Source organism: Aestuariimicrobium soli (assembly GCF_051192575.1).
In the GTDB taxonomy this organism is placed as follows: Bacteria; Actinomycetota; Actinomycetes; order Propionibacteriales; family Propionibacteriaceae; genus Aestuariimicrobium; species Aestuariimicrobium soli.
Map to the genome: position 1 here is coordinate 28,819 of NZ_JBPJSQ010000003.1, position 24,058 is coordinate 52,876.

Annotated in this window: 23 protein-coding genes; 10 read left to right on the top strand and 13 right to left on the bottom strand. The window is 70.1% G+C overall.

Going from position 1 to position 24,058, the window contains the following annotated elements; all coding sequences use genetic code 11:
- Positions 1 to 789 carry a hypothetical protein gene (locus tag ACSDQ9_RS03850; RefSeq protein WP_435143847.1) on the bottom strand — a complete coding sequence of 263 codons (789 nt, stop codon included), beginning with the start codon at positions 787 to 789 and terminating at the stop codon, positions 1 to 3.
- Positions 786 to 1,307 carry a SigE family RNA polymerase sigma factor gene (locus ACSDQ9_RS03855; protein WP_435143850.1) on the bottom strand — a complete coding sequence of 174 codons (522 nt, stop codon included), beginning with the start codon at positions 1,305 to 1,307 and terminating at the stop codon, positions 786 to 788. Before ACSDQ9_RS03855 ends, ACSDQ9_RS03850 begins: the two co-directional genes overlap by 4 nt.
- A gap of 112 nt (positions 1,308 to 1,419) precedes the next feature.
- On the opposite strand from ACSDQ9_RS03855, the gene ACSDQ9_RS03860 reads away from it, so the two are divergent.
- Entirely contained in the window at positions 1,420 to 2,232 is an 813-nt protein-coding gene (locus ACSDQ9_RS03860) for a maleylpyruvate isomerase family mycothiol-dependent enzyme (RefSeq protein ID WP_435143853.1), read from the top strand.
- 19 nt (positions 2,233 to 2,251) lie between these two features.
- Here the strand turns inward: ACSDQ9_RS03860 and ACSDQ9_RS03865 are convergent, their stop codons facing one another.
- Together ACSDQ9_RS03865 and ACSDQ9_RS03870 are read right to left on the bottom strand one after the other, a co-directional pair.
- The gene (locus ACSDQ9_RS03865; protein WP_435143856.1) at positions 2,252 to 2,881 is read right to left on the bottom strand and encodes a hypothetical protein; all 630 of its coding nucleotides are present in this window, start codon (positions 2,879 to 2,881) and stop codon (positions 2,252 to 2,254) included.
- Between the two features lie 104 nt (positions 2,882 to 2,985).
- A complete protein-coding gene (locus ACSDQ9_RS03870) occupies positions 2,986 to 4,035 on the bottom strand; it encodes an NAD(P)-dependent alcohol dehydrogenase (RefSeq protein ID WP_435143859.1) in 1,050 nt (349 codons plus the stop codon).
- Positions 4,036 to 4,214: 179 nt separating this feature from the next.
- On the opposite strand from ACSDQ9_RS03870, the gene ACSDQ9_RS03875 reads away from it, so the two are divergent.
- The 5 genes from ACSDQ9_RS03875 (at position 4,215) to ACSDQ9_RS03895 (ending at position 10,677) form a co-directional block, all read left to right on the top strand.
- Entirely contained in the window at positions 4,215 to 5,147 is a 933-nt protein-coding gene (locus ACSDQ9_RS03875) for a sugar phosphate isomerase/epimerase family protein (protein ID WP_435143861.1), read from the top strand.
- Positions 5,148 to 5,201: 54 nt separating this feature from the next.
- Positions 5,202 to 6,263, top strand: a complete 1,062-nt coding sequence (locus ACSDQ9_RS03880; RefSeq protein WP_435143864.1) for a Gfo/Idh/MocA family protein — start codon at positions 5,202 to 5,204, stop codon at positions 6,261 to 6,263.
- A 186-nt stretch (positions 6,264 to 6,449) separates the two neighbouring features.
- Complete coding sequence (gene glpA, locus ACSDQ9_RS03885) at positions 6,450 to 8,081, top strand: anaerobic glycerol-3-phosphate dehydrogenase subunit GlpA (RefSeq protein ID WP_435143867.1); 1,632 nt, start codon at positions 6,450 to 6,452, stop codon at positions 8,079 to 8,081.
- Complete coding sequence (gene glpB / locus ACSDQ9_RS03890) at positions 8,081 to 9,445, top strand: glycerol-3-phosphate dehydrogenase subunit GlpB (protein ID WP_435143870.1); 1,365 nt, start codon at positions 8,081 to 8,083, stop codon at positions 9,443 to 9,445. The genes glpA and glpB overlap by 1 nt, the downstream gene beginning before the upstream one ends.
- The gene (locus tag ACSDQ9_RS03895) at positions 9,445 to 10,677 is read left to right on the top strand and encodes an anaerobic glycerol-3-phosphate dehydrogenase subunit C (protein WP_435143872.1); all 1,233 of its coding nucleotides are present in this window, start codon (positions 9,445 to 9,447) and stop codon (positions 10,675 to 10,677) included. Before glpB ends, ACSDQ9_RS03895 begins: the two co-directional genes overlap by 1 nt.
- Positions 10,678 to 10,712: 35 nt before the next feature.
- Here the strand turns inward: ACSDQ9_RS03895 and ACSDQ9_RS03900 are convergent, their stop codons facing one another.
- The 7 genes from ACSDQ9_RS03900 to ACSDQ9_RS03930 all read right to left on the bottom strand — a co-directional run bounded on the left by ACSDQ9_RS03900 (position 10,713) and on the right by ACSDQ9_RS03930 (position 16,830).
- Positions 10,713 to 11,315 (bottom strand): hypothetical protein, encoded by a 603-nt coding sequence (locus tag ACSDQ9_RS03900; RefSeq protein WP_435143874.1) that lies wholly within the window; start codon positions 11,313 to 11,315, stop codon positions 10,713 to 10,715.
- Positions 11,312 to 12,262 (bottom strand): hypothetical protein, encoded by a 951-nt coding sequence (locus ACSDQ9_RS03905; protein ID WP_435143877.1) that lies wholly within the window; start codon positions 12,260 to 12,262, stop codon positions 11,312 to 11,314. Before ACSDQ9_RS03905 ends, ACSDQ9_RS03900 begins: the two co-directional genes overlap by 4 nt.
- 126 nt (positions 12,263 to 12,388) lie before the next feature.
- Positions 12,389 to 12,943, bottom strand: a complete 555-nt coding sequence (locus ACSDQ9_RS03910) for a hypothetical protein (RefSeq protein WP_435143879.1) — start codon at positions 12,941 to 12,943, stop codon at positions 12,389 to 12,391.
- Entirely contained in the window at positions 12,940 to 14,331 is a 1,392-nt protein-coding gene (locus ACSDQ9_RS03915; RefSeq protein ID WP_435143882.1) for a DUF58 domain-containing protein, read from the bottom strand. The genes ACSDQ9_RS03910 and ACSDQ9_RS03915 overlap by 4 nt, the downstream gene beginning before the upstream one ends.
- A 12-nt stretch (positions 14,332 to 14,343) precedes the next feature.
- The gene (locus ACSDQ9_RS03920; RefSeq protein WP_435143885.1) at positions 14,344 to 15,366 is read right to left on the bottom strand and encodes an AAA family ATPase; all 1,023 of its coding nucleotides are present in this window, start codon (positions 15,364 to 15,366) and stop codon (positions 14,344 to 14,346) included.
- Positions 15,363 to 16,013, bottom strand: coding sequence for a hypothetical protein (locus tag ACSDQ9_RS03925; RefSeq protein WP_435143888.1), 651 nt, complete (start codon positions 16,011 to 16,013; stop codon positions 15,363 to 15,365). The genes ACSDQ9_RS03920 and ACSDQ9_RS03925 overlap by 4 nt, the downstream gene beginning before the upstream one ends.
- 46 nt (positions 16,014 to 16,059) lie before the next feature.
- Entirely contained in the window at positions 16,060 to 16,830 is a 771-nt protein-coding gene (locus tag ACSDQ9_RS03930; protein ID WP_435143891.1) for a DUF4129 domain-containing protein, read from the bottom strand.
- A gap of 74 nt (positions 16,831 to 16,904) precedes the next feature.
- Between ACSDQ9_RS03930 and ACSDQ9_RS03935 the strand changes: the two genes are divergently transcribed.
- Entirely contained in the window at positions 16,905 to 18,587 is a 1,683-nt protein-coding gene (locus ACSDQ9_RS03935) for an ABC-F family ATP-binding cassette domain-containing protein (RefSeq protein WP_435143894.1), read from the top strand.
- Positions 18,588 to 18,614: 27 nt separating this feature from the next.
- Here ACSDQ9_RS03935 and ACSDQ9_RS03940 read toward each other — a convergent pair whose 3' ends face one another.
- Positions 18,615 to 19,253, bottom strand: coding sequence for a hypothetical protein (locus tag ACSDQ9_RS03940; RefSeq protein WP_435143897.1), 639 nt, complete (start codon positions 19,251 to 19,253; stop codon positions 18,615 to 18,617).
- A 100-nt stretch (positions 19,254 to 19,353) separates the two neighbouring features.
- Here ACSDQ9_RS03940 and ACSDQ9_RS03945 point away from each other — a divergent pair, with 100 nt between their 5' ends.
- The gene (locus ACSDQ9_RS03945) at positions 19,354 to 20,541 is read left to right on the top strand and encodes an MFS transporter (RefSeq protein WP_435143899.1); all 1,188 of its coding nucleotides are present in this window, start codon (positions 19,354 to 19,356) and stop codon (positions 20,539 to 20,541) included.
- Positions 20,542 to 20,554: 13 nt separating this feature from the next.
- Here ACSDQ9_RS03945 and ACSDQ9_RS03950 read toward each other — a convergent pair whose 3' ends face one another.
- Entirely contained in the window at positions 20,555 to 21,808 is a 1,254-nt protein-coding gene (locus tag ACSDQ9_RS03950; protein WP_435143902.1) for a DUF2207 domain-containing protein, read from the bottom strand.
- 132 nt (positions 21,809 to 21,940) lie between these two features.
- Here ACSDQ9_RS03950 and ACSDQ9_RS03955 point away from each other — a divergent pair, with 132 nt between their 5' ends.
- Positions 21,941 to 23,260, top strand: a complete 1,320-nt coding sequence (locus tag ACSDQ9_RS03955; RefSeq protein WP_435143905.1) for an MFS transporter — start codon at positions 21,941 to 21,943, stop codon at positions 23,258 to 23,260.
- Positions 23,257 to 23,910 (top strand): DNA-3-methyladenine glycosylase, encoded by a 654-nt coding sequence (locus tag ACSDQ9_RS03960; protein ID WP_435143908.1) that lies wholly within the window; start codon positions 23,257 to 23,259, stop codon positions 23,908 to 23,910. Before ACSDQ9_RS03955 ends, ACSDQ9_RS03960 begins: the two co-directional genes overlap by 4 nt.
- Positions 23,911 to 24,058: the final 148 nt, after the last annotated feature.

Here is a 24,058-nt window from a genome sequence, read left to right on the forward strand (position 1 = left end):
TCAGACCGACAGGCGCACCGTGGTGGCGTTGGACTCGCCGGCCATCGTGAAGGCCAGCTGGAACCCGCCGTAGCGGCTCACCTGGGCGGGGTCCTCCGACCAGAAGAACAGGCGCAGGCCCGTGGTCGTGGGCAGATCGTACTGCTCGAGCAGCAGCATGATCTCCGGTCCCGCGGCCCAGGTGAGCATCACGTTCTGGGCGCCGGTCGGCAGCAGCAGTCCGTAATGGTTGCGGCCCCCGATCGGCTCGGTGGAGGCCATCACCTCTGATCCGACCACCGTCTGGGTGGGCGTGCCGAGGGCCCAGGACCCGTGGCGCAGGGACGATCGGGCGCTCAGGTCCCACCACTCCCAGCCCTCGGCCACCATCATGAACCCGAGGTTGCCGGTGACCCGGTACAGGGTGCCGACGGCCGGCAGGCCCGAGGTCGGCCAGCCTCGGGCCCCCGCGTCGCCCGACGACCCCTGAGCTGGGCTGGGGTCGGGGTCGCCGCTGTTGGGCGGGGGTGCAGTGGGGGCATCGGCGGAGGAGTTGATGGTGGGGCCGCCGCTCGGGGTTTCGAGGGGGGTGGTGACGGGTCCTGCCGGGACGGCCGGCTGGCCGGAGAGCTGCTGCCAGAGGGTGACCCCCGCGGTGCCGAGGGCGGCCACGCCGAGGGTGCCGCCGGCCAGCGTGAGCACGTCGCGGCGGGTCTTGCGGCCCTGTGCCGCGCGGACGACGACGTCGGGGTCGAAGGGCTCGGGTTCGTCCAGTCGCGCGAAGCGTTCGCGCAGGTCGGTGTCGCTCATCGGAGGACTCCTTCGGTGGTGGTGACGGGTGAGGCGAGGGTGCGCAGCCGGTCAAGGGCGCGGGAGCAGGTCGACTTCACGGTGCCGCGCGGAATCCCCAGGGCGGTGGCGGTGTCGGCCTCGGAGAGGTCTTCGAGGTAGCGCAGCACGATGACGGCGCGTTCCTTGGCGGTGAGCCCGGTGAGCAGGTGTTGCACCCAGAGCTGGTCGTCGACGGCACCGGTGCCCGAGGGGGACGAGGGCTGATCCGCGGATCGGTCCTCGTCCGGCAGTGGTTGCTCGGTGATCCGGCGGCGTCGGTGGCGGTCGATGGTCAGGTTGACCAGCACGGTGCGGGTCCAGGCCATCGGGTCGGGGTTGTCGAGCCTGCCCCAGTGCAGCCAGGTGCGCTCGAGCGCCTCCTGCACGAGGTCGTCGGCCAACCCGTGATCGGCGGTCAGGGTGCGCGCGATCAGGCGTAGTCGTCCCGAGCGGGTGCGCACGAAGTGCGCGTACTCGTCGAGCGAGGGTCGTGCCATGGTGGCTCTCCCGGGAAGGTGGTGGATGGGACACCCGTGAATACGTCGATCATGGTGGGCGCGGTTCGCTCGGATCCGGAAAATGTCGCAGGTGCCGCCTAGGGTCGACGTCATGACCGATCAGCACACCCGCCCCTCCCGGGACATCGATCCGTTCACCGTCATCGACACCGAGGGTGCCCGCTTCGCCGCGGTGCTCGCCGGCTGCGACCTCGACGCGCCGGTGCCCACCTGCCCGGGGTGGAGTGGCCGCGACCTGCTCAAACACGTCATCGAGGTGCACGACTTCTGGGCCGCCGTGGTCGGTGACGGCCTGATGGGTGACGCCGTCGGTGATTACGAAGACAAGCGTGCCCCGATCGACGGAGACGCCGATGAGTTGCTGCGCCAGCGCGAGGAGGCCACCGGACGACTGGTCGCCGCCCTGCGCAAGCGGCAGCCGGACGAGGAGGCCTGGAGCTGGTTCGAGCCCGATCAGACGGTCGACTTCTCGCGCCGCATGCAGACCCAGGAGATCACGCTGCACCGGGTCGACGCCGAACTCACGGCGGGGGTCGAGCTCTCGCCGATCGCGGACGACGTGGCCGCCGCCGGTGTCGATCACGTGCTCGACGTGATGTTGGAATGGGTGCCCGATTCGGCCGAGATCACTCCCACCGGGGTGATCGAACTGCGCGCCACCGACACCGGTGAATCATGGCTGCTGGAGCTGTACCGCTGGAACGGAACCGCCTGGGGTTCTGAGTTCCGCGACCAGATCGGTGGACGAAGGGCCCCCGCCGGCGCCGAGCCCGTGGCCCTGGTGGCGGGCCCGGTGCAGCAGCTCGACCTGACGATCTGGTCGCGCCCGAGCGAGGTGGAGCAGTCCGGGGACGAAGCCGCCCTCGCCGAGCTGCGGGCCTTGCTGGAGTTCGGCATCCAGTGACGACCCGCGCGGCTGGGGGTCAGCTGCCGGCCAGGGCCGCCACGATCGAGACCACCAGAATGAACACCGGGATGCCGATCACCAGGCCGAGCAGCAGGCCCAGCCCCTTCTTCTTCTGAGGTTCGTGGCCGATGTTGCCGGTGGTGAACTGGTGGAACGGTGCGGCGTAGTACACCGGCACGTGCTCACCCGGGCCAACCTGCAGGTCGAGCTCGGCCTGGCCGTAGGCGCGCATCCAGTGACCCACCACCGAGATGTGGTGGGGGCCCGAAGGCACGGGAATGGTGTTCAGGCCGTAGCGGGCATTGACCCGATGGCCATCGATGGTCAGCGTCGGCACCACCATGCTCGAGGTGAACGCGTTGCCCTGCATCGTGAACTCGATGAAGCCCTGGTCGGTGGGGGCCATGGACTGCTGGGGAGGCTGATTCGCGTACTGCCCCTGCGGGTACTGGGCCTGCGGGTACTGGGTTTGCGGGTACTGGGTTTGCGGGTACTGGGTTTGCGGGTACTGGGCCTGGCCGTACTGCTGGGGCTGCCCATACTGGGTCTGCTGGCCGTACTGCTGAGCCTGCTGCCCGGGCTGGGACTGCTGGCCGTACTGCTGGTTCGGGTCGGGCTGTCCCCACCCCTGCTGCTGGTTCGTCACAGCTGAACCCTATTCCCTGAGCCGGTTCGCCCCGTCTGCGCCTGTGGATGATCTCGACACGGCCGCAGGCGGACTACTCGATCAGCGATGGCTGGGGGCGCCGATCAGAACGTCGAGGTGTCGATCACGTAGCGGTAGCGCACCTGCGACGCCACCACCTTGTCGTAGGCCTCGGTGATCTGCTCGCCCGAGATCACCTCGACCCGCGGGGCCAGCCCGTGCTCGGCGCAGAAGTCCAGCATCTCCTGGGTCTCGGCGATGCCGCCGATGTTCGAACCCGCGATGATCTTGTTCCCGTTGCAGAGCGCACCGAAGGCGACCTTGACCGGTTCCTCGGGCAGACCGACGTTCACCAGCGCCCCGCCCACCTTGAGCATCGGCAGCAGGTCGGCGACCGTGTCGGCGTTCGAAACCGTGGTCAGCACGACGTCGAAGCGCGCCTTGAGGGCGTCCTTGGTGGCCGGGTCGCTCATCGCGAAGTAGTCCTTGGCGCCGAACGCGAGGCCGTCGGCCTGCTTGCTCATGGTCTGGCTGATCACCGTCACGTCGGCGCCCAGGGCCGCGGCGATCTGCACGCCCATGTGCCCGAGACCACCCATGCCCACCACGGCAACCTTCGTGCCCGGGCCGGCGCCCCAGCGCTTGAGGGGGGAGTAGGTGGTGATGCCCGCGCACATCAGCGGGGCGGCGGCCTCGAACGGAATCTCGTCCGGAATGCGGCAGACGTAGTTCTGCTCGACGGTGATGCCCTGCGAGTACCCGCCGTCGGTCTTCTTGCCGTCGCGGCCGGTGTCGCCGTAGGTCCAGACGGTGGGTCGATCGGTGGACGAACAGAACTGCTCCTGGCCGCCGACGCAGTACTCGCACTCGCCGCACGAGTCGACGAAGCAGCCCACGCCGACCTTGTCGCCGACCTGGAACTTCGTCACCTCGGAGCCGATCTGGGTGACGATGCCGGCCAGCTCGTGGCCAGGCACGAGCGGGAAGTCGACCGGGCCCCACTCCTCGCGCACGGTGTGGATGTCGGAGTGACAGATGCCCGCGTACTTCACCTCGAAGAAGACCTCGGTGGGGCCGGGCTCGCGGCGCTCGATGGTGACCTTCTCGAAGATCCCGTCCTTCGACGGCGCGGCGTAAGCAAGAACCTGTGGCATGGCTCCATCCAAGCAGCCCCGTCAACTCGAGACCCGGCGCCCCCACGCCAATCGGGGCAGCCAGGAGGCCCGTTGGGATCTTTTCGATCACAAACCCCCGCGTGGCTGCCCCAGTTGGCGCGCGCAGGCTGCCTGCGCGAGCTCACCATCGGGCCCGCCGGTTCACTAGGGTCAATCCCATGCGCGTTGGATTCAGCTCATACAGCCTCCACCAGTACGTCGGCAGCGGACGCATGACCCTGCCCGAAGCCATCGAATGGTCGAAGGAGGCGGGCGCGGACCACATCGAGATCGCGGCCGGCTTCGCCAGCGACAACCCGCTGTGCGACCTCTCCGACCTGCCCAACAACCGCCCGCTGGTCGATGCCATCAAGGCGACCCTCGAGAAGACCGGCCTGCCGATCGCCCAGATCGCCATCCCGGCCACCTTCTGGACCAAGCCGGAGACCTCCGATGCCCAGGCGCCCGGGGCCGGCTCCCAGGCCAGCTCGGCCACCGGCATCGAGGCCGAGCTCGAGCGGGTCAAGGCATACCTCGACCTCTGCGAGGAGCTCGGTGTCGGTCTGCTGCGCCACGACGTCAGCCACGGCAACCACCCCGGCGACGACCTGCCGCTGTTCGAGCAGGCCCTGCCGGTGATCGCCGAGCACTCCAAGACGATCGCCCAGTACGCAGCCACCAAGGGTGTGCGCACCTCCATCGAGAACCACGGCTTCTTCGTGCAGGGTTCCGAGCGCGTGCGCCGCGTCATCCACGCCGTCGACGAGCCCAACTTCGGCACCACCCTCGACGTCGGCAACTTCCTGTGCCTCGACGAGAACCCCGTCGTGGCCGCCAGAAACAACATCGCCTACGCCACCATCGTCCACTTCAAGGACTTCTACATCCGCGCAACCAACCCGGGCTTCGGCTTCTTCGGCACCCGCGGCGGCCAGTTCCTGCGCGGGGCCATCGTCGGTCAGGGCGACATCGACATGCCCGCCGTCGCCAAGGTCGTCAAGGAGTCCGGTTACGACGGCGACATCACCATCGAGTTCGAGGGCATCGAAGACGCCCTGCCCGCCTGCAAGGCCGCCCTCGAGAACACCCGTCGACTGCTGGACGAGGCCTGAGCCGGGCCTCGGCCCTCGTCCGACATCACGCCACACCACACCGGAAGGACATTCATGAGCAAGGTCGGAATCGGCGTCATCGGCGCCGGCAACATCTCGGAGTCGCACGTCGGCGCCTACCAGCAGCGTGACGACGTCGAGCTCGTCGCCATCGCCGACCAGGTGGCCGAGCGCGCCGCCGAGAAGGCGACGCTGCACGGGTTCGCGCACAGCTACGGCTCGGTCGAGGAACTGCTGGCCCGCGACGACATCGACGCGGTCAGCATCTGCACCTGGAACAACTCGCACGCCTCGATCGCCATGCAGGCGCTGCGGGCCGGCAAGCACGTGCTCGGCGAGAAGCCGCTGTGCAAGACCGTCGACGAGGCCCTGGAGCTCGAGAAGGTGGTGGCCGAGACCGGCAAGCACTTCGAGCTGGGCCAGGTGCGTCGCTACGGCCAGAACGCCACCGTGCTGAAGAAGTTCATCGACTCCGGCGACCTCGGCGACATCCACTACGCGAAGGCCTCGATGCTGCGCCGCGCCGGCAACCCCGGTGGCTGGTTCGCCGACCCCGAGCGGTCGGGCGGTGGCCCGCTGATCGACATCGGCGTGCACTGCATCGACCTGGCGTGGTGGCTGATGGGCAAGCCGAAGGTGGCCTCGATCAGCGCCAACTCGTACTCCTCGATCGGCAACCGCGCCAACATCACCTCGCTCGACCGTTGGCTGGCCTCCGACTACGACCCGGCCGTGAACGGGGTGGAAGACCTGGTCAACGCCGTCATCCGCTTCGAGAACGGTGCCTCGATCGTCACCGACGTGTCGTACTCGCTGCACATCCCGCAGGAGACGATGCTGGTGGCCGTCTACGGCGACAAGGGCGGCGCCGAGCTGGAGCCCCGACTGAAGCTCGTCACCGAGAAGTACGACACCATCCTCAACGTCGACCCGCAGATCCAGAGCCCGAGCTTCGACTTCGCGTCGTTCTCGAAGGAGATCGCGCACTTCGTCGACCTGGTCAAGGGCGAGGCCGAGCCGTTCGTCCCGGTTGCCGACGGCGTCGAGATGATCCGCATCCTGAGGGGTATCTACGAGTCGGCCGAGGCCGGCAAGGAGATCACCATCCAGCGCTGACCCCAGGGCTGGCTGCACGATCGACCACGCCCTGTGCACGATCGTGCAGCCCGCCAGTGGGTGGGTGCACTTCCGCCCCCGGCGACCGCGATCCACCTCCGCGGCGGCGCCCGACGAACTAGGGTCGAGCACACGAGTTCGACTTCTGGTCGGGCTCCAGTTCTCGGGCGGTCGCAGGAGGGTTCAGTGAAGAAGCTCAGCGCTGATGTCGTCGTGATCGGCGGCGGGGCCACCGGGGCGGGCGTCGTCCGCGATGCCGCTCTGCGCGGCTATTCGGCCATCCTGCTGGACAAGGCCGACCTCGGCCAGGGCACCACCGGCCGCTACCACGGGCTGCTCCACTCCGGCGGACGTTACGTCGTGTCCGACCCCCACTCGGCCACCGAGTGCGCCGAGGAGAACGCGATCATCACCCGCATCCAACCCCACTGCGTCGAGGCGACCGGTGGGTTGTTCGTCGTCGGCCCGGACGACGACCCGTCCTACGCCGAGCAGTTCCTCCCCGCGGCGCAGGCCACCCGGGTGCCCGCCGCCGAGATCTCCATCGCCGAGGCGCTGCGCCGCGAGCCGCGCCTGAACCCGCGCATGCAGCGTGTCTTCGAGGTGACCGATGCCTCGGTCGACGGTTGGCAGATGGTGTGGGGGGCCGCCCGCGACGCCGTGCGCCACGGTGCCCGCGTGCTCACCTACCACCGCGTGGTCGACATTCTCACCGCCGACGGCAAGGTCACCGCCGTGAGGGCGCTCGACGAGAAGACCGGCGACGAGGTCACCATCGAGTGCGGTTTCGTGCTGAACACCGGCGGGCCGTGGGCCGGCAAGATCGCCCACCTGGCCGGCTGTGAGGACGTCGAGGTGGTGCCCGGTCGCGGCATCATGATCGCGATGAACCACCGGCTGGTGAACACCGTGGTCAACCGCTGCATCTACCCCGCCGACGGCGACATTCTCGTGCCCGTGCACACCGTCAGCATCATCGGCACCACCGATGTGCGTGCCGACGACCCCGACCGCCTCGAGATCCCCCGCGACGAGGTGCAGCAGATGCTCGACGCCGGCGAGGTGCTCGTGCCGGGGTTCCGCCAGGCCAGGGCGGTGCACGCGTGGGCGGGGGCTCGTCCGCTGTTCAACGACCCCAAGGCCCACGCGAGTGACACCCGGCACATGACCCGCGGCATGAGCATTCTGCGCCACGACGAACGCGATGGCCTGCAGGGCATGATCTCGATCATTGGCGGCAAGCTGACCACCTACCGGCTGATGGCCGAGCGCATGGTCGACGCGATGTGCGAGCAGTTGGGTGATGACCGCCCGTGCACGACCGCGACCACGGCGCTCGACGACAGCGACACCAAGACCTACCTGGTGACCCACCGGCTCGAGGAACGCGAGCACGAACGGTCGAACCACGCGCATTCCCATGCCGAACTGCCCGCCACCTGCGATGACGACCGCGCCGACCTCGACGACCAGATCGTCTGCGAGTGCGAGTTGATGACTCGCGGCATGATCACCCAGCTGATGGCCGAGCAGCCGACCGCCAACTTCGACGACCTGCGCCGGCAGCTGCGACTGGGCATGGGGCCTTGTCAGGGCGGGTTCTGCTCGATGCGGGCCACCGGCATCGCGGTGGAGGAGAAGATGGTCGACATCTCGCGGGCGACCGCGCTGATGCGCCGATTCCTCGCCAACCGCTGGATCGGTCTGTGGCCGATCATGTATGGCGACCAGGTGCGTCAGACCAGCCTCGACAACTGGATCTTCCACGGCATGTTCGACCTCGAGCACCTGCCGGCCGACGAACAGGAGGTCGTGTGATGGCGCGCATCGTCGTGGTCGGGTCGGGGTTCGCCGGCCTGTACGCCGCCTGCACCCTCGACCGAGCCGGGCACCAGGTGACCGTCGTCACCCAGGGCCTGGGGGGCATGCAGCTCAGCCAGGGCACGCTCGACGTGCTGGGTTATCGACTCGCGGACGACGGCACCAGTGAGCGCGTGGCCGATCCGTTGGCCGCCGTCGACGAGCTGCCCGAGTCCCACCCTTACCGCGTGATCGGTGCCGACGCCGTCGAGCGCGGCATCTCCGAGTTCCTCGGGCTGGCCGGCGGCGACTGGGTGGGGGACGGGCACCGTCCGACGTACCTGCCGACCGCGGTCGGGGCGTGGCGGCCGACGGCTCTGGCGCCGGCCTCGATGGCCGCCGGGGCCGCCGAGCCGGGCAAGCACCTGCACCTGGTCGGGCTGCGACAGCTGAAGGACTTCCATGCGCAGTTGATCGCCACCAACCTGCCGCGCACCCGGCTGGCCGACCTGGGCGTCGGCGAGGGCGCGGTCACCACCTCGTGGAGTTCGATGGACTTCCTGGCCCGGGCCGGCGAGATCGATTCATCGCCGGTGGTGTACGCGCGGGCTGTGGACGACCCGACCGTGCTGTCGCGGTTCGCCGACCGGCTGGCCACCCACGTGCGTGACCAGCAGGTGCCCGCCGAGGCGGTGGTGGGCCTGCCGGCCATCCTCGGTCTCGAGCGCCACCGCGAGGTCGTGGCCACCCTGGAGAACAAGCTGGGGCGGCGCGTCTTCGAGATCTGCATGCAGCCGCCGTCGGTGCCCGGCATGCGCCTGAACCAGGCCCTGATGCGCACCTTCAAGGCCGGTCACGGTCGCTGGCTGCTGGGGTCGTCCGTCGTCGGGGTGAGAACGGACGACGGCCGCGTCACCCACGTGACCGTCGGGGTCGCTGGCGGCAGCCGCGATCTGGCCTGCGACCACGTCGTCTTCGCTCCGGGTGGCTTCGAATCGGGATCGCTCGAGCTCGACTCGTACAACGAAGTGCGCGAGACCGCGCTGGGGCTGCCGGTGCACGCTGCCGGCGGAGTCGGCCCCGTGGAGCCGATCGAGAAGTTGGTGCACGGCGACTACTGGGGCCCGCCGCAGCAGTTGTTCGCGGTCGGGCTGCGCACCGATGAGTCGATGCGCCCTGTCGACCACGACGGACGAGTCGTCTGGCAGAACCTGCATGCGGCGGGGTCGATCCTGGCGGGCGCGACCCGCTGGGAGGAGAAGTCGGGTGAGGGGATCGCCCTGGGTTCGGCCAGGCGAGCGGTCGACGCGATCTTGGCCCAGGATGAAGGCGCCCCTGCGGGGGTGCAGGGGGTCGTCCCCCGCGATGAAAGGCAGCACTGATGGCTCACGAACATGACCAGCTGAACCGGGCCAGCCTTGACCACTGCGTCAAGTGCACCATCTGCGAGACCCAGTGCCCGGTGGCGCGGGTCACCCCGCTGTTCCCCGGGCCCAAGTTCGTGGGCCCGCAGGCCGAGCGGTTCCGCGACGGCGAGTCGGTCGACCACTCCATCGACTACTGCTCGAGCTGCGGCATCTGCACCCAGGCGTGCCCGCAGGGGGTGAAGATCGCCGAGTTGAACACCCAGGCGCGCGCGGTGATGAAGGAGGAGCACATGCCGCTGCGCGACCGGCTGATCGCGCAGACCACGCTGATGGGGGCGATGATGAACCCCGTCGCACCGCTGGCCAATGCGGCGCTGGGGAATGGGCTCGTCCGTGGGGTGATCCAGGCGACGTTCAAGGTGGCCAAGGATGCCCCCATGCCGCCGGCCCAACGGCAGACGCTGGCCCAGTGGCTGCGCAAGCGCAAGGCGCCGACGACCCCGGTCACCCGCGGCACGGTGGTCTTCTTCCACGGCTGCGCCGGCGGCTACTTCGAGGTGCAGACGTCGAAGGCGGCCATCGAGGTGCTCGAGCACCTGGGCTACGAGGTGCTGGTGCCCAAGCAGGGGTGCTGCGGTCTGGCGCAGCAGTCCAACGGACTCTTCGACGGGGCCAGGCGGTCGGTGATGGCGCTGTGCGACGACCTGCTGGCGGCCGGGGAGTTGACCATCGTGTCGGCCTCCGGGTCGTGCACGGGCATGCTCAAGCACGAGGCCCACACGATTCTGGGCATCGATGACCCGCGGCTGGCCACGGTCGGCACTCGCATCCGTGACATCTCGGAGTTCCTGCTGGAGTTGTACGACGCCGGCGAGCTCGACCCGGCCCAGTTCCGCGAGACGACGGTGACGCTGCCGTACCACCAGCCCTGCCAGGTGAAGTCGCAGGGCATGGGCATGCCTGCCAAGTCACTGATGCAGTTGATTCCGGGCGTCACGGTCGCGGAGTCGGGTCAGCCCTGCTGCGGCATCGCCGGCACCTACGGGTTGAAGGCCGAGAAGTATGCGATCGCCCAGGAGGTGGGTCGTCCGGTGTTCGAGATGGTGAAGGCGACCAACACCGAGCTGGCCACGTGTGACACCGAGACCTGCCGCTGGCAGATTCGCAAGGGGTCGGGTGTGAACACGGTGCACCCGATCGAGGTCGTGCACCACGCTCTGGGGTTGGGCACGCTGGCCGGTCTGTGAACCCGGACGGCGCCGGGCGTGGGTACCGGAGGGGTTCAGGGCAGCTGCTTCTGCAGGTCCTGGACGGCGGCCGCGAGCGGCTCGATGGGGACGCCTCGCCCCTCGACGGTGATGGCTCCGCCGTCGGAGGTCGGGAAGGCGCAGGTCAGCGTGTCTGAGATCAGGGCCCGCCCGCAGATGACGGTGCCGTAGTTCAGGGTCCACTTCATCTCGGACGCGAACAGCGCCTTGCCGGCGGGCGCCGGCGCCCACTGCACCATCAGCGTGCCCAGCGAGCCGTCGGAATAGACGACGGGCGCCTTCTCCGAGAACAGTTCAGGTTCCTCCGGCAGTACCGTCCAACCGCCGACCAGTTCCGAGGGGCGCGGCTGCTGGTCGGCCTGCTTCGCGGGGAACGACACCGGGGTGGCCGAGGTGTCGTACTCCGGTTCCTTGATCGGGGTGGGGGTTCCGGTCAGCGGTGGTGGGGCGGTGAGGGGTGGCTGCGCGAGCGGGGCCTCGCCTCGTCCGACCATCAGATTGGTGCCCACGACCAGTCCGGCGGCGAGCAGCGCGACGCAGCCCACCAGGACGACCCAGCGCACGCGCGAGGGGCCGCCCGGGCGGGCTGGGGTCGGGTCGGACGAGGGAGCCGTCATGCGGGCAGCTGGTCGTAGACGGCGTTGGCGACCTTGGCGATCTCGTTGACCTCGACGCGGGAGGTGAAGTACCGGAAGTAGGTGTCGTCGGAGTTCTTGACCAGGCAGTAGTTCAGGCTGGTGCTGAGCTTGCCGCACTCGGCGACGCCCACCGTGACCCGGTCGTTGAGGCGGTTGACGTTGCGCTTGTAGGCGCCGTTGTCGCGGGTCAGGTTCACCAACACGTAGCCGGACGAGCCGTCGCGGTAGGTGTAGCTGCCGCTGGAGCCGAAGGTGTCCTGGGTGCCCGCGAACGTGTAGCCGGCGGCGCTCTTGGGGATCGGCTTGCCGACCGCGGCCTTCGGCGGTCCGCCCTCGGCGGTGGTCTTGTTGTTGTCGCGACCGAGGAACGAGACCATGCCGGCGACGACCGCGATGATCACCACCAGACCGACGACCCCGCCGATCAGCAGCGGGGCGGGCCCGCGACGCCGGGTGGTGGTGCCGGAGAACTGGTAGGGCTGCCCGTAGGCCTGTTGACCGTACGCCTGCTGTCCGTAGGGCTGTTGACCCGGAGGCTGTTGGCCGTATCCCTGCTGGCCGTACCCCTGTGGGGCGGGGGGCTGCTGACCGTACGGCTGCTGCCCGTAGCCCGCTTGTTCGTAGCCCTGTTGTCCGTAGGGCTGCTGGGTGGGGGGCTGCTGACCGTAGGGCTGCTGACCATAGCCTTGCTGCCCGTACCCCTGCTGGTCGTAGCCCTGCTGCCCGTACCCCGGCTGAGCCACCCCCGGCGGGGGCGCCGCCGAAGCCTGCCCCTGGGGTTGCTGAGGCGCCCCGAAGCGCTGCTGGCTGCCCGTGTAGTCGGGGGCCTGCTCCGAGGGGCGGCCGAGGGCGGCGCTCGACTCGTCCTGAGCGGGGTCGTTCAACCACGAGGGGGTGTTCCAGTCGCGCGACTGAGGATCGTTCATGGGCCTCTCCTTTGCACTCAGCCTAGGCGGTGGCGGTTCCACCAGAGCGGACGATCCGACGCGTCCCTGCCGGTGACGGCTCCCGCCGGGGCGTCGGCTCATCGGCGGCGGCTCATCGGCGCCGGCTCATCGGCGGCGCGGCAACACTCGTCCGGCCACCACCGCGACGGCGGCCACGGCCAGCACGATCCACACCCACCCCCGCGCCACCCACGTGGGTGACACCTGGCTGACCCCGGCGACCACCCCGATGGCCGCGAGACAGGCCACCAGATAGAGCGCGGCGGCTCGTCCGAGGGGGGCGAGTGCCGCGCGGCGAACGGTCTGGTGCGAGGGTCCGGTGGCCGCCCAGGCCGACGCCTGGTGCACCAGCGCCAGCCCGATCGCGACGGCGGCGGCCTGCCACCACGGAGCGTGCCAGCCGCCGATCAGCCACCACAACAGCACGATCACGACGAAGACGGCGGGCAGGCCGGTGTCGGGTTTGATGGCCGAAGCCACGAGCGCCACCGCGGCCAAGGCGAACAGCAGCGGCGAGATGAAGACGTCGAGCCAGTTCTGGGTCAGCAGGCAGACGCCGGTGCCAGCGACGAGCAGCACGAGCCGGAGCAGCCATTGGAACGGCGAGGTACGGGCGGCCACCTGCAGCCAGCGGGCGATGACATCGGCGAGATCGTTCATCGACCGCCCGCCCCTCGTCCGGCTCCCGCTTGGGCGGCGCCTCGTCCGCCCGCGAGTCGCGGTGCCGAACGCGCATGCTCCATGGCGAGCAGCACGCTGCCCAGGCTGGCCGTTCCGCGCCAGGGCACCACCGGGATGCCGAGTCGTTCGATGCCCTCGACCACCACCTCGCGCTGCATGCGCCTCAACACCCAGGCCTCGCCCAGGAAGTTGCGGGCATCGCGCAGACCGCGCAGCGCGCCCAGGCCGGCCGGGTCGCCCAGGCCGGCGGGCAGGGTGTCGACCACGATCACCTCGCCGCCCAGCTGCCGCACCCGCACGAGCTGGTCGACGATGCGGTCGTCCAACAGCGGGCTGCAGAAGAACACGATCGTGCCCGAACGCACCCGCATCACCGAACGCAACGCCACGTGGTCGGGCACGTCGCGCAGGGCCCGCGAGAGCACGTCGATCATGATCCGGATCTGCCGGGGGCCGGTGCCGCTGCGCACGTGGCCGACCCGTCGTCCGAGGTCGTGCAGGGCGACCCGGTCGCCGAAACCGACGTAGTGCTGCGCGATCGCGGCGACGGCGCGCACGGTGGCGTCGAGGCTCGACGACTGGCCGCGCGGGTCGGTGAGGTCACGCAGCGTGTCGACCACGACGAGCACGTCGGTGTCGCGTTCGGTGAAGGTGCTGGTGACGTGCAGCCGCTGGGTGCGCGACGTGACCCGCCAGTTGATCCGGCGCAGCCGGTCGCCGGGCCGGTACTCGCGAATGTCGGCCAGTTGGGTGCCGTCGCCGCGCACGGACGAGGTGTGTGCCCCCGTCAGTCCGATCGGACGAGCCACCCCGCTGGCCCCCTCCAGGGTGGCGGCGGCGGGGCGGACGAGCACGTGGGCCGGCTCGGTCGGCAGGGCCGCGCGCCAGGATCCCGACTCGTCCGTCACCTGAACCCCCGGGCGCTCGGTGGTGTGGCGGCCCCAGCGCAGCGGTTCGAGCCCGACCGTCACCAGACCGGAGCCCTCGTCGTCGGGGGCGGGGGAGTCGAGCACGGCGCCGTAGGTGGGGTCCCAGGCGGAGTCGACCATGCCCGGCCACTGCACGCCGATCAGGTGACCGCGGGTGTGCGGGGTGACGGCGATGCCCAGGTCGACGCCCTCGCCCTCGGCCATCGACACCCGTTCGGGAGTGGTGGCAGCGGTCGGCGCGGGAACGTCTGCGCCCGGACGACGCCACCACCCCCAGGCCGCGTGCACCAGCAGGGGAACCACCAGGATCACCAGATCGGGGCGACGCAGCAGAGCCGCCACCAGCAGCACCACCAGCGAGATGCCGGCGGCGCGGGTGAAGGCGTTGGTCGGCTCGAACACGGCTCGGGCCGACGATGACCTGCGGGAGGGCGGCATGGGACTCGTCCGTCAGCGGCGCAGGTCGGAGGCGTCGGGCACCGGCACCTCGTTGACCACGTTCGCGACGATTCCCTCGGGGGTCACATTGTTCAGCCACAGCTCGGGACGCACGCTCACGCGGTGACCGAGGGCGGGGCCGGCGAGGGCCTTCACGTCTTCGGGAATCACGTAGTCGCGGCCGTCGAGCAGCGCCTGGGCGCGGGCCACGGTGACCAAGGCGAGCGACCCGCGGGGCGAGGCACCGACCAGGCTCGACTCGTGCCGGCGGGTGGCGGCGGCCAGCGCGACGGCGTAGCGGCCGACCGACTCGGCGACGTGCACCTCTTCGACGGCCGCCTGCACGGCCAGCAGTCCCTCGGCGTCGAGCACGGCGTCGACCGACTGGTCTTCGGTCTTGCGGGCGATGCGACGACTGAGCACCTCCCACTCCTCGTCGACGGTGGGGTGGCCGAAGCTGAGTCGCAGCAGGAAGCGGTCGAGTTGGGCCTCGGGCAGGGGATAGGTGCCCTCGTGTTCGATCGGGTTGGCGGTGGCCAGCACGTGGAACGGCCGGGGCAGCGCGAAGGTGTGGCCCTCGACGGTGACCTGGTGTTCCTGCATGGCCTCGAGCAGCGCCGACTGGGTCTTCGGGGGGGTGCGGTTGATCTCGTCCGCGAGCAACAGGCCGGTGAAGATGGGGCCCTCGCGGAAGTCGAACTGCGCCGTGTTCTGGTTGAACAGGTAGCTGCCGGTCAGGTCGGAGGGCAGCAGGTCGGGCGTGAACTGCGCGCGGGTGAAGTGCAGTCCGAGGGCCTGGGCCAGCGAGCGCGCGGCCAGGGTCTTGCCGAGACCGGGCAGGTCTTCCAGCAGCACGTGCCCGCCTGCGAGCACCCCCGCCAGCACCTGGGTGAGCTGGGCCCGCTTGCCGACTACGGCACGTTCGACCTGGTCGAGCACGCGGTGCGCGGCCTCGGTGGCCTGGGCGAGCGGCATCGCGGTGACGGCCTGGGTGCTGGTGCTGGTGGTGCTGCCGGTGCTGGTGGTGGTGCTCACAGGTCGCTGATCTCCTTGAGGTGGCGGTGCAGGGTGGCGCGGTTCAGGGCGCGGGGAGTGACGCCGGGCGCCGGGTAGAGCTGGGCGAACAGGGCGGGGCTGAGCACGGCCCGGGCGGTGGGTTCCGGGTCGTCGGGGTCGGCCCCGTGCGAGCGGACGAGGCGGTGCTCGGCCACGGCCGCCATCGTCGCCGAGAGCTGGTGGCTCGTGAAGTCTCGTCCGGGTTGAGCCGACGACATCAGATCGGCGAGCCGCTTGGTGGTGAGGTCTGCCTGGCTGCGGGGGGCGACCACGTCGGCCTGGTGGTGCACCCAGATGGGGGTCCAGGCCGGATCGTCGCCGCGGCGCATCACCCAGACGAGCACGCCGACGGTGATCGCGATGACGGCGCAGGGAATGGGGTTGAGGCGCGCACCCACCGCGGGGCCCGCGACCACCATCACGGCCGTCACCAGCAGGGCGGCGCCCACGTGCTTGGCGAGGGAGAAGACCTCCGCCGCGGGGTCGGATGTTCCGGTGTGTGCGCCCGTCGAGGGCACCCGCCCCCGCAGCCACGCCAGTCGTGGGCTGGTGCGGCTCATCGGACTCCAGTCGGTGGTGCGGGTGGTTGGTGTGGTGGGGCTGGTGGGGCGGGCGGCGGTGCCCACCCTTGTCACGATACACACGGCCGGCCCGCCAGCCGCGTGGGCGGGGCTACTCCGAGATCGGGGCGGACGACGCCGGCGCCGCGTTCAGCGCGTCGCGCAGCCGCTCGAGGCACGCGATGGCGCGCTCGCGCTCGTCCTCACCGCGGGAATGGGTCGAGAACATGGCCGCACGGTAGAGCCCGGCCAACTCGTGCAGCGCCTCGCGCGGTGCCGCCGTGCTCGCCATCAGGTCGACCACGAACTCGGTGGCCGTCTGCTCCGGGCGACGGGGCAGGCCCGCCTGCTCGGCGATGCCCTCCAGGCGCCGCCAACATTCCAGGATCGCGTGGTCGACATCGCCCCCCAGCCGCAGCCGCTCGAGGCTGTCGTCGAACGAGGCGAGCACCTCCTCCTCGTCCGGCTCGGGGGGGATGATCACCTCGGATCGCGCGGCGGTCGCCTTGTGCAGGCGGGTGCCGCGCAGGCGGGAGGTGACCAGGCGCACCAAGATGCCGATCACGACCAGCACGACCAGTGCGATCAGGAAGGGCACCACGTCGCGCACCCAGGTGGGTGCCGACATCGGGCTGCGGTTGCTCGGGAACGAGGGTGTACCGATCGGGGTGGGCATGGTGGCCGGCGGCGGCGGGGTGTAGGGGGGCGGGGTGCGGGGTTCCGCGGGCAACAGTTCGCCGAGTCGCCCCAGCCCCGAGGTCGACGCGAGCGTCACCAGCACGAGCAGGGCCACCACGATGCCCCCGACGGCGGCCAGGCGGCCCCAGCCCCCACGGCCGGGACGCCCACCGGTGCCCGGCTCGTCCTGCGCGTCATTGCTCACCCGACCACCCTAGCCACACCCACCTCGCGGGAATTCCGATGACCAGCCGGGCGGCCGCTCAGTACAGTGCCCCGGTGGGCTACATCGACCTGGCGGGCATCGACTTCTCCCTCCCCGACGGACGGGTGTTGCTGAGCGACATCTCGTTCCGCGTGGGCGAGGGTGCCATCGTCGCGCTCGTCGGCCCCAACGGAGCCGGCAAGACCACCCTGCTGCGCATCGTGCAGGGCGATCTCGACCCCGACGACGGGGTGATCTCGCGATCGGGGTCGGTGGGTGTCATGCGCCAGTTCATCGGCCAGATCAGGGACGAGACCACCGTCCGCGATCTGCTGCTCTCGCTGTCGCCGGCCCGGGTGCGCGCCGCCTCCGAGCAGGTCGACCGGCTCGAACTGCAGCTGATGGACGACGACTCCGAACCCGTGCAGCTGGCCTACGCGACGGCGCTGGCCGAGTACGCCGATGCCGGCGGCTACGACGCCGAGGTGATCTTCGACGCCTGCTGCACCGCCGCGCTCGGGGTCGGCTACGACCGGGCCCGCTGGCGCGAGGTCTCGACGCTGTCGGGCGGCGAGCAGAAGCGGTTGGCGCTCGAGGTGCTGCTGCGCGGCAACGACGAGGTGCTGCTGCTCGACGAGCCCGACAACTACCTCGATGTGCCCGGCAAGCAGTGGCTCGAGGAGCAACTGCGGGCCACCCAGAAGACGGTGCTGCTGGTCAGTCACGATCGTGAATTGCTCGCCAACGCCTCGACCAAGGTGGCCGCCCTTGAACTGGGAGCGGCAGGCAACACCCTGTGGGTGCACGGCCACTCGTTCGGCAGTTTTCACGAGGCCCGGGCCGAACGGTTCGCCCGCCTCGAGGAACTGCGTCGCCGCTGGGACGAGGAGCACGCCAAGCTCAAGCAGCTGGTGCTGACCATGAAGATTCGTGCCGCCAGCAACGACGCCAACGCGTCGCGGTACGCCGCGGCCGTCACCCGGCTGGCCAAGTTCGAGGAGGCCGGCCCGCCCACGGCGGTGCCGATCAAGCAGAACGTCTCGATGCGGCTGGCCGGCGGCCGCACCGCGAAGCGGGCCGTCGTCTGCGAAGACCTCGAGCTGACCGGGCTGATGAAGCCGTTCTCGACCGAGATCTGGTACGGCGACCGCGTCGGGGTGCTGGGGTCGAACGGCTCGGGCAAGTCACACTTCCTGCGGCTGCTGGCCCGCGGCGGATCGCTGCCGGATTCGTCCAACACGGCCGTCGACCACGAGCAGATCGCCCCCGTCGCCCACACCGGCGTCGCCCGGCTGGGGCAGCGGGTTCGTCCGGGCTGGTTCGCGCAGACCAACCGCAAACCGGAACTGATGGGGCGCACGCTGCTCGAGATCCTGCACCGCGGGGACGATCACCGCGGCGGTCTGGTGCGCGAGGAGGCGGCGCGCAAGCTCGATCGCTACGAGCTGGCGCAGGCGGCCGAGCAGCCCTACGAGACCCTGTCGGGTGGTCAACAGGCGCGGCTGCAGATCCTGCTGCTCGAGTTGGGTGGCGCCACCATGCTGCTGTTGGACGAGCCCACCGACAACCTCGACATCGAGTCGGCGGAGGCGCTCGAGCACGGTCTGGCGTCGTTCGAGGGAACGGTGCTGGCGGTCACCCACGACCGCTGGTTCGCGCGCGGGTTCGACCGGTTCCTGGTGTTCGGGTCGGACGGGCGGGTGTTCGAGTCCGAGACGCCGGTGTGGGACGAGAAGCGCGTGGTGCGGGCCCGCTGACGTCCCTGGCCGGGCGGTTCGCTGGTCTCAGGAGAGTCCGGTGACGATGCCCTGCACCAGGGCGGCGATGTCGGTGGCGTTCGTGCTCGACGAGAAGAACGACATGTAGGTGTCGTCGGCGCCCTGCAGGAAGCAGTAGTCGAGGTTGTTGTTCGGGTTGGTGCCACAGATCGCCACCCCGATCTTCGTGGGGTTGTCGACGCGCTGGGTCTCCTGCTGGAAGTCGCTGGCGTCGCCCGCCTCGAAGCGCATCGAGACCGTTCCAGAGGCCGTGTTTCGTCCGTAGTAGCCGTCGAAGTCGTCGCCGAGGGTGGGGTCGTCGGAGCGGAGGCCCCACTCGTTGTCGAGCACGGACGTGGGCAACTTCTTGCCGCGCAGGGCCACCAGCCCGGCCGAGTTCTGGGTGGTGGGTTCGTCCGAACTGGGCGGCGAGGTGGGCGTCTGGGAGGTCGGGTTCTGGGAGGTCGGGTCGTCCGACGTGGGCGGTGCGGGCGACGTGGGGTTGGCGGCGCTGGTGGACCCGCTGGTGGAGTTGGTCGGGGGGTTCGGCCCGGGCTCACCCTTCAGCTGCTGCAGGCCGAGGGCGACCATCAGCACGATGCCGATCACCAGACAGGGGGCGGTGAAGATCACCACCTGCTTGCTGCGCTGCATGTTCTTCTGCATCGTCGTCACCTCCTCTTCCCACAGGATCGCTGCCAGTTGCTGGCGTCCACGCTAGTCGACGCCGGGGTTGGGGGCCTCGGTTCCCACCTAGGCTGACCCCATGACCCCCGCCTCCATTCGTCGCGACGTGGTCACGGTCTTCGCCGTCTACGCGCTCAACGGCGTGCTGATCGGCAGTTGGACGAGCCGCATCCCCGCCCTCAAGGAGCATCTCGCCGTCGATCTGGGCACCCTCGGGTTGGTGTTCCTGTGCCTCGGCCTGGGGTCGCTGGTCTCGATGCCGCTCACCGGGTTCGTGCTGAAGAGGCTCACGCCGCGGCAGGTCTCGATGATCTGCGTGGTGGCGGCCGCCACCATCTTCTCGGTGCTCACGCAGGTGGTCGGGGTGTGGGCGTTCGCGGGTCTCTACGCGCTGGCGGGTTTCTTCTACGGCGCCTGGGACGTGACCATCAACGTGCAGGGTGCTGCCGTCGAGCATGCGTCGGGTCGCACGATCATGCCGGCGCTGCACGGCACCTGGGGCGGCGGCATGCTGATCGGCGCCGCCACGGGCACTCTCGTCACCCGGCTCGGCGTCGGCCTCGCACCCCACATTCTGGTGATGCTGCCGCTGGTGGCGGTGCTCACGGTGGCGGTGGTGTGGACCTGGTCGGACTACCGCGAGCACACCGCCGCCCGCCACGCCGACACCCCGCACACCTCGGCCCGCGGCATCATCGCCCCGGTCGTGCTGATCGGCATCATGATGCTCTGCTCGACCATCGGTGAGGGCTCGGCCGCCGACTGGATCGCGCTGCAGCTCATCGAGGAGAAGGGCCAGACCGCCTCGGTGGGGGCCGGCGCCTACACCGTCTACGCGCTCTTCCTCACCCTGTCGCGGCTCGCGGGCTCGCTGGTCATCGCCACCTTCGGACGAGTCAACGCCATCCGCATCTCGGGCTTCTGCACGGCGGCGGGCGTCGCGTTGATGATCGTCGCCCCGCACGTGGCGGTGAGTTTCGTCGGCGCCGCGCTGTGGGGGGCAGGGCTCGCGGTCGTCTTCCCGGCAGGCATCTCGGCGGCCAGCGAGATCGGCGGCCGGCACAGCGACCACGCCATCGCGATCGCGTCGACGATGGCCTACGGCGGCTTCCTGATCGGGCCGGCCCTGCTGGGCGTGATCGCGCACCGGTGGGATCTGAGCACCGCCTTCGTGGTGCCGATGGTGCTGGCGTTGGGCTTCGCCGCCCTCGCCTTCGCCGCCCGGGAGCGGCGGGCGTCGTCCGTCGTGGAGACTCGTCCGTCGTGAAGGCTGGGACGAACTAGAAGTCGAAGTCGCCGAAGTCGATGTTCGACACGAAGTCGCCGACGCCGCCGGCGAAGTCGCCCAGGCCGCCCGCGAGGTCGCCGATGTCGGCCATGCCGCCGCCGAGCAGGTCGAGCCCGCCGCCGTCGAACAGGTCGGCGAAACCACCGTCGCCGAGCATCGCCATGCCGCCGAACAGCAGGTTGTCACCGCCGAGCAGGTCGAACCAGATCAGCCCCTCGAGAATGTCGAAGCCGTCGGTCTGCAGACCCAGTTCGCGCACCTCGCCGAAGACCTTCGACCAGTGGTCGGCCACGCCGAAGACGATCGCGTAGGGCAGGTAGCGGCTGAAGATGCCGGCCGCCTCCTCGACCTTGAACTGGCTGGCCTCGGCCGTGGCCAGGTACTTCTTGAACCCCAGCGCCTGGATCTGGGCGGCGGTGCCGAGCGCGGTGCGGGGAACGCGCGGCTTGAGTCGGGCGCGCAGGAACAGCGAGGAGCCGACCACCAGACCGGCACTGATCAGCGTCCACACCGAGGGGTTGGCCAGCACCATCAGCGCCGAGAAGCCGATGGCCGCGACGAACCCGATCGTGCCGAGGCAGCCGAAGCCCTTCGCGTCGGGCGACTTCTCGTACCAGCCGTTGCCGACGGTCTGGGCGTAGAGCGAATCGCGCAACCCCCGGATGTCGTGGCCGCGGGCGCGCACCCACTCGCTCATCAGCACCGATGGGGTGTCGTTGTCTGATGCGGCCTGGGCGAGGCCGAGCAGGCGGTTCAGCTGGGTGGGGGTCTGCCAGGAGGCCGTGAACAGGCTCTGCATCAGCGCCTGCTCGAAGTCCGAGAGTCGATCCGCCGGCGCCGGCACCACCCTGGTCACCCGCCAGTCGCGCGCCTTCTTGGTGGGGTCATCGGTGCGGCGCTGATCGGTGTCGACGGCCTCGATGTGCACGTGCCCGCGCACGGCCAGGTCAACGATCGTGGCCGTCAGATCGCGCATCTCGGCCTTGCCGTCGACGATGGTGCCCACCAGGCCCGGCCGCGCCCCGCGGGGTGGGGAGAAGGCCACCGCCACCTCGCCCGAGTACTCGCGTGATCGTCCGCTCACCTTTTCAACGGACGACGGTGCTCCCGCCAGCGGCACCATGCCGGGAACGAGCCCGGAGTAGATGCGGTCGCGGTAGAAGCGGTTGGCCACGGCGCCCACGCCGAACAGCACCGCCGAGATCAGGACGGAGATGACGAGGAAGCCGAGGTCGATGTTCTCCACGCCTCCATTCTGTCCGATCGCGCCAATCGCGGGTCGCTGGGTCCCTTTCCGCCGCTCCTCCCCGATCAGTGGCGGCGCGACCGAACTGAACGGGCGTTCATTGTGACGGCGCACGCGTGAGAGAATCCGGTGGTGTCCGTCGTCACCCCACAGCTTCACGCGCAGCACCCCCAAGACCGCCCGGTGCTCCGCCGTGCCCGGTGGGCGGTGTCGGCGGTGTTCTTCGTCAACGGCGCCTCGATGTGCATGGTGCTGCCGCGCTATCCGGAACTGGTCGACAAGCTCGAGCTGAGCAATGCCGCGTTCGGTCTGGCCATCGGGCTGGGTCCGATCGGCGGCCTGTTGGCCGGACTGACCGCCGCCTCGCTGATGAAGCGCTTCGGCACGGCACGGCTCTCGGTCGCGCTGCAGGTGATGGCCAGCCTGTTCCACCTGTCGATCTACGCGTCGGGCTCGTGGGCGTGGCTGCTGGGGTCGCTGCTGTTCGCCAGCGCCTGCGATGCCGTCACCGACATCTCGATGAACGCCCACGGCATGCGGGTCGAGCGCCGCTACCGGCGGTCCATCATGAACAGCTACCACGGCTGGTGGTCGATGGGTGCCGTGGCCGGTGGACTGTTCGGGGCCGTGGGTGCGCAGGTGGGCCTGCCGCTGCTGTGGCAGGGAGCGATCGGGTTCGTGCTGTACGCCTCGATCGCCCTGGCCGCGCTGCGCCATCACTTGCCGGGGCACGATTCGTCCGAACGTCAGGTCTCGTCGCCCAGCCCGGTCTCGGCCGGCGAGGTGCTCTCGGAGCACCACACTCCCGCTCAGGGACGAGTCGGCACGGCCGCACGGCAGGCGATGCTGACCGTCGTCGCGCTCGGTTTCGTGCTCGTGTTCACGGGGTCGATCGAGGACGCCGGCAGTTCCTGGGGCGCCCTGTTCATGAACGCCACCTTCGACGTGAGCCCGTTCGTCGCCGGGCTGCCGTTCATCGCCATGCAGGCCGCGCAGATGGCCGGACGATTCCTCGGTGACGGCATGGTCGACCGGTTCGGCGATCGGTTGACCGCCCGCATCGGGTCGTTGCTGGCCGTGCTGGGCATGTGTCTGGCGCTGCTGCTGCCGCATCCGGTGACCGCCGTCGTCGGCTTCGCGCTGGCGGGCTGGGGCATCGCCACCCTCTTCCCGGCGGCCTATCGGGCGGCCGACGAGATTCGCGGTCTGCCGCACGGGCTGGGCGTGACCGTGGTCGGATGGCTCGCCCGCCTCGGGTTCTTCCTGTCACCCCCGCTGGTGGGGTGGCTGGCCGACCAGCTCACCCTGGTGCGCGCGCTGTGGCTGGTGCCGGTCTATGCCCTGGGGATCCTGGCGCTGTCGCGCGTGCTCGACCCGCGCAAGGACCGCCACCTGGCCGAGCAGCCCAGCGTCGAGTCCGACCCCCACCACCCTCAGCCGGAACGCGCGTGACCGACCCCGCCCCCATCGATGCCCGCCTGGTCGATGCGCGCTTGGCCGATCCCGTGACCGCCGCCCGGCACGTGCTCGGCGGGGTGCTCTCGACCTTCCGCGACGGTCGGCTGGTTGCCGTGCGGATCACCGAGGTCGAGGCCTATCGCGGCTCGGACGATCCTGCCGCCCACACCTACCGAGGCGAGACGGCCCGCAACCGCACCATGTTCGGCCCCGCGGGACACCTCTACGTCTACCGTCACCTGGGCCTGCACCACTGCGTGAACCTGGTCTGCGGGCCGGCCGGAGTCGGTCACGGGCTGTTGCTGCGCGCCGGTCAGGTGGTGGCCGGCGACGACGTCGCCTGGGACCGGCGCCTCGCCACCGGCGTCTGCCGCAGCCCTCGCGACCTGGCGCGCGGACCCGCCCGCCTGACGGTGGCGCTGGCGATCGTCCATGCCGACGACGGGGTGGCATGGCACCCGGGCCCCGCCGACGACGCCCACCCGTTCGGCTGGCAGTGGCCGGCTCGCCCGGCCGACGACCGGGCCATCGCCAGCGGTCCGAGGATCGGGGTGCCGGCGGCGGGCGCCGACCTGCCCTGGCGGTTCTGGTTGCGGGACGACGAGTGCGTCTCGGGGACGTCCGCGCAGAACCAGACCCGCTGACTCGGTGCTCGTTGACCGTGGTGCCCCTCGGCTGGCGGCTCAGACCCAACGACAACGGAGTTGGCGAGCACACCCCGCCGAGCACCAATGAACCACCCCCCCGAAATCGGTCCTGACACCGCTTCTTAGCGTGGAATCACCGTCAACG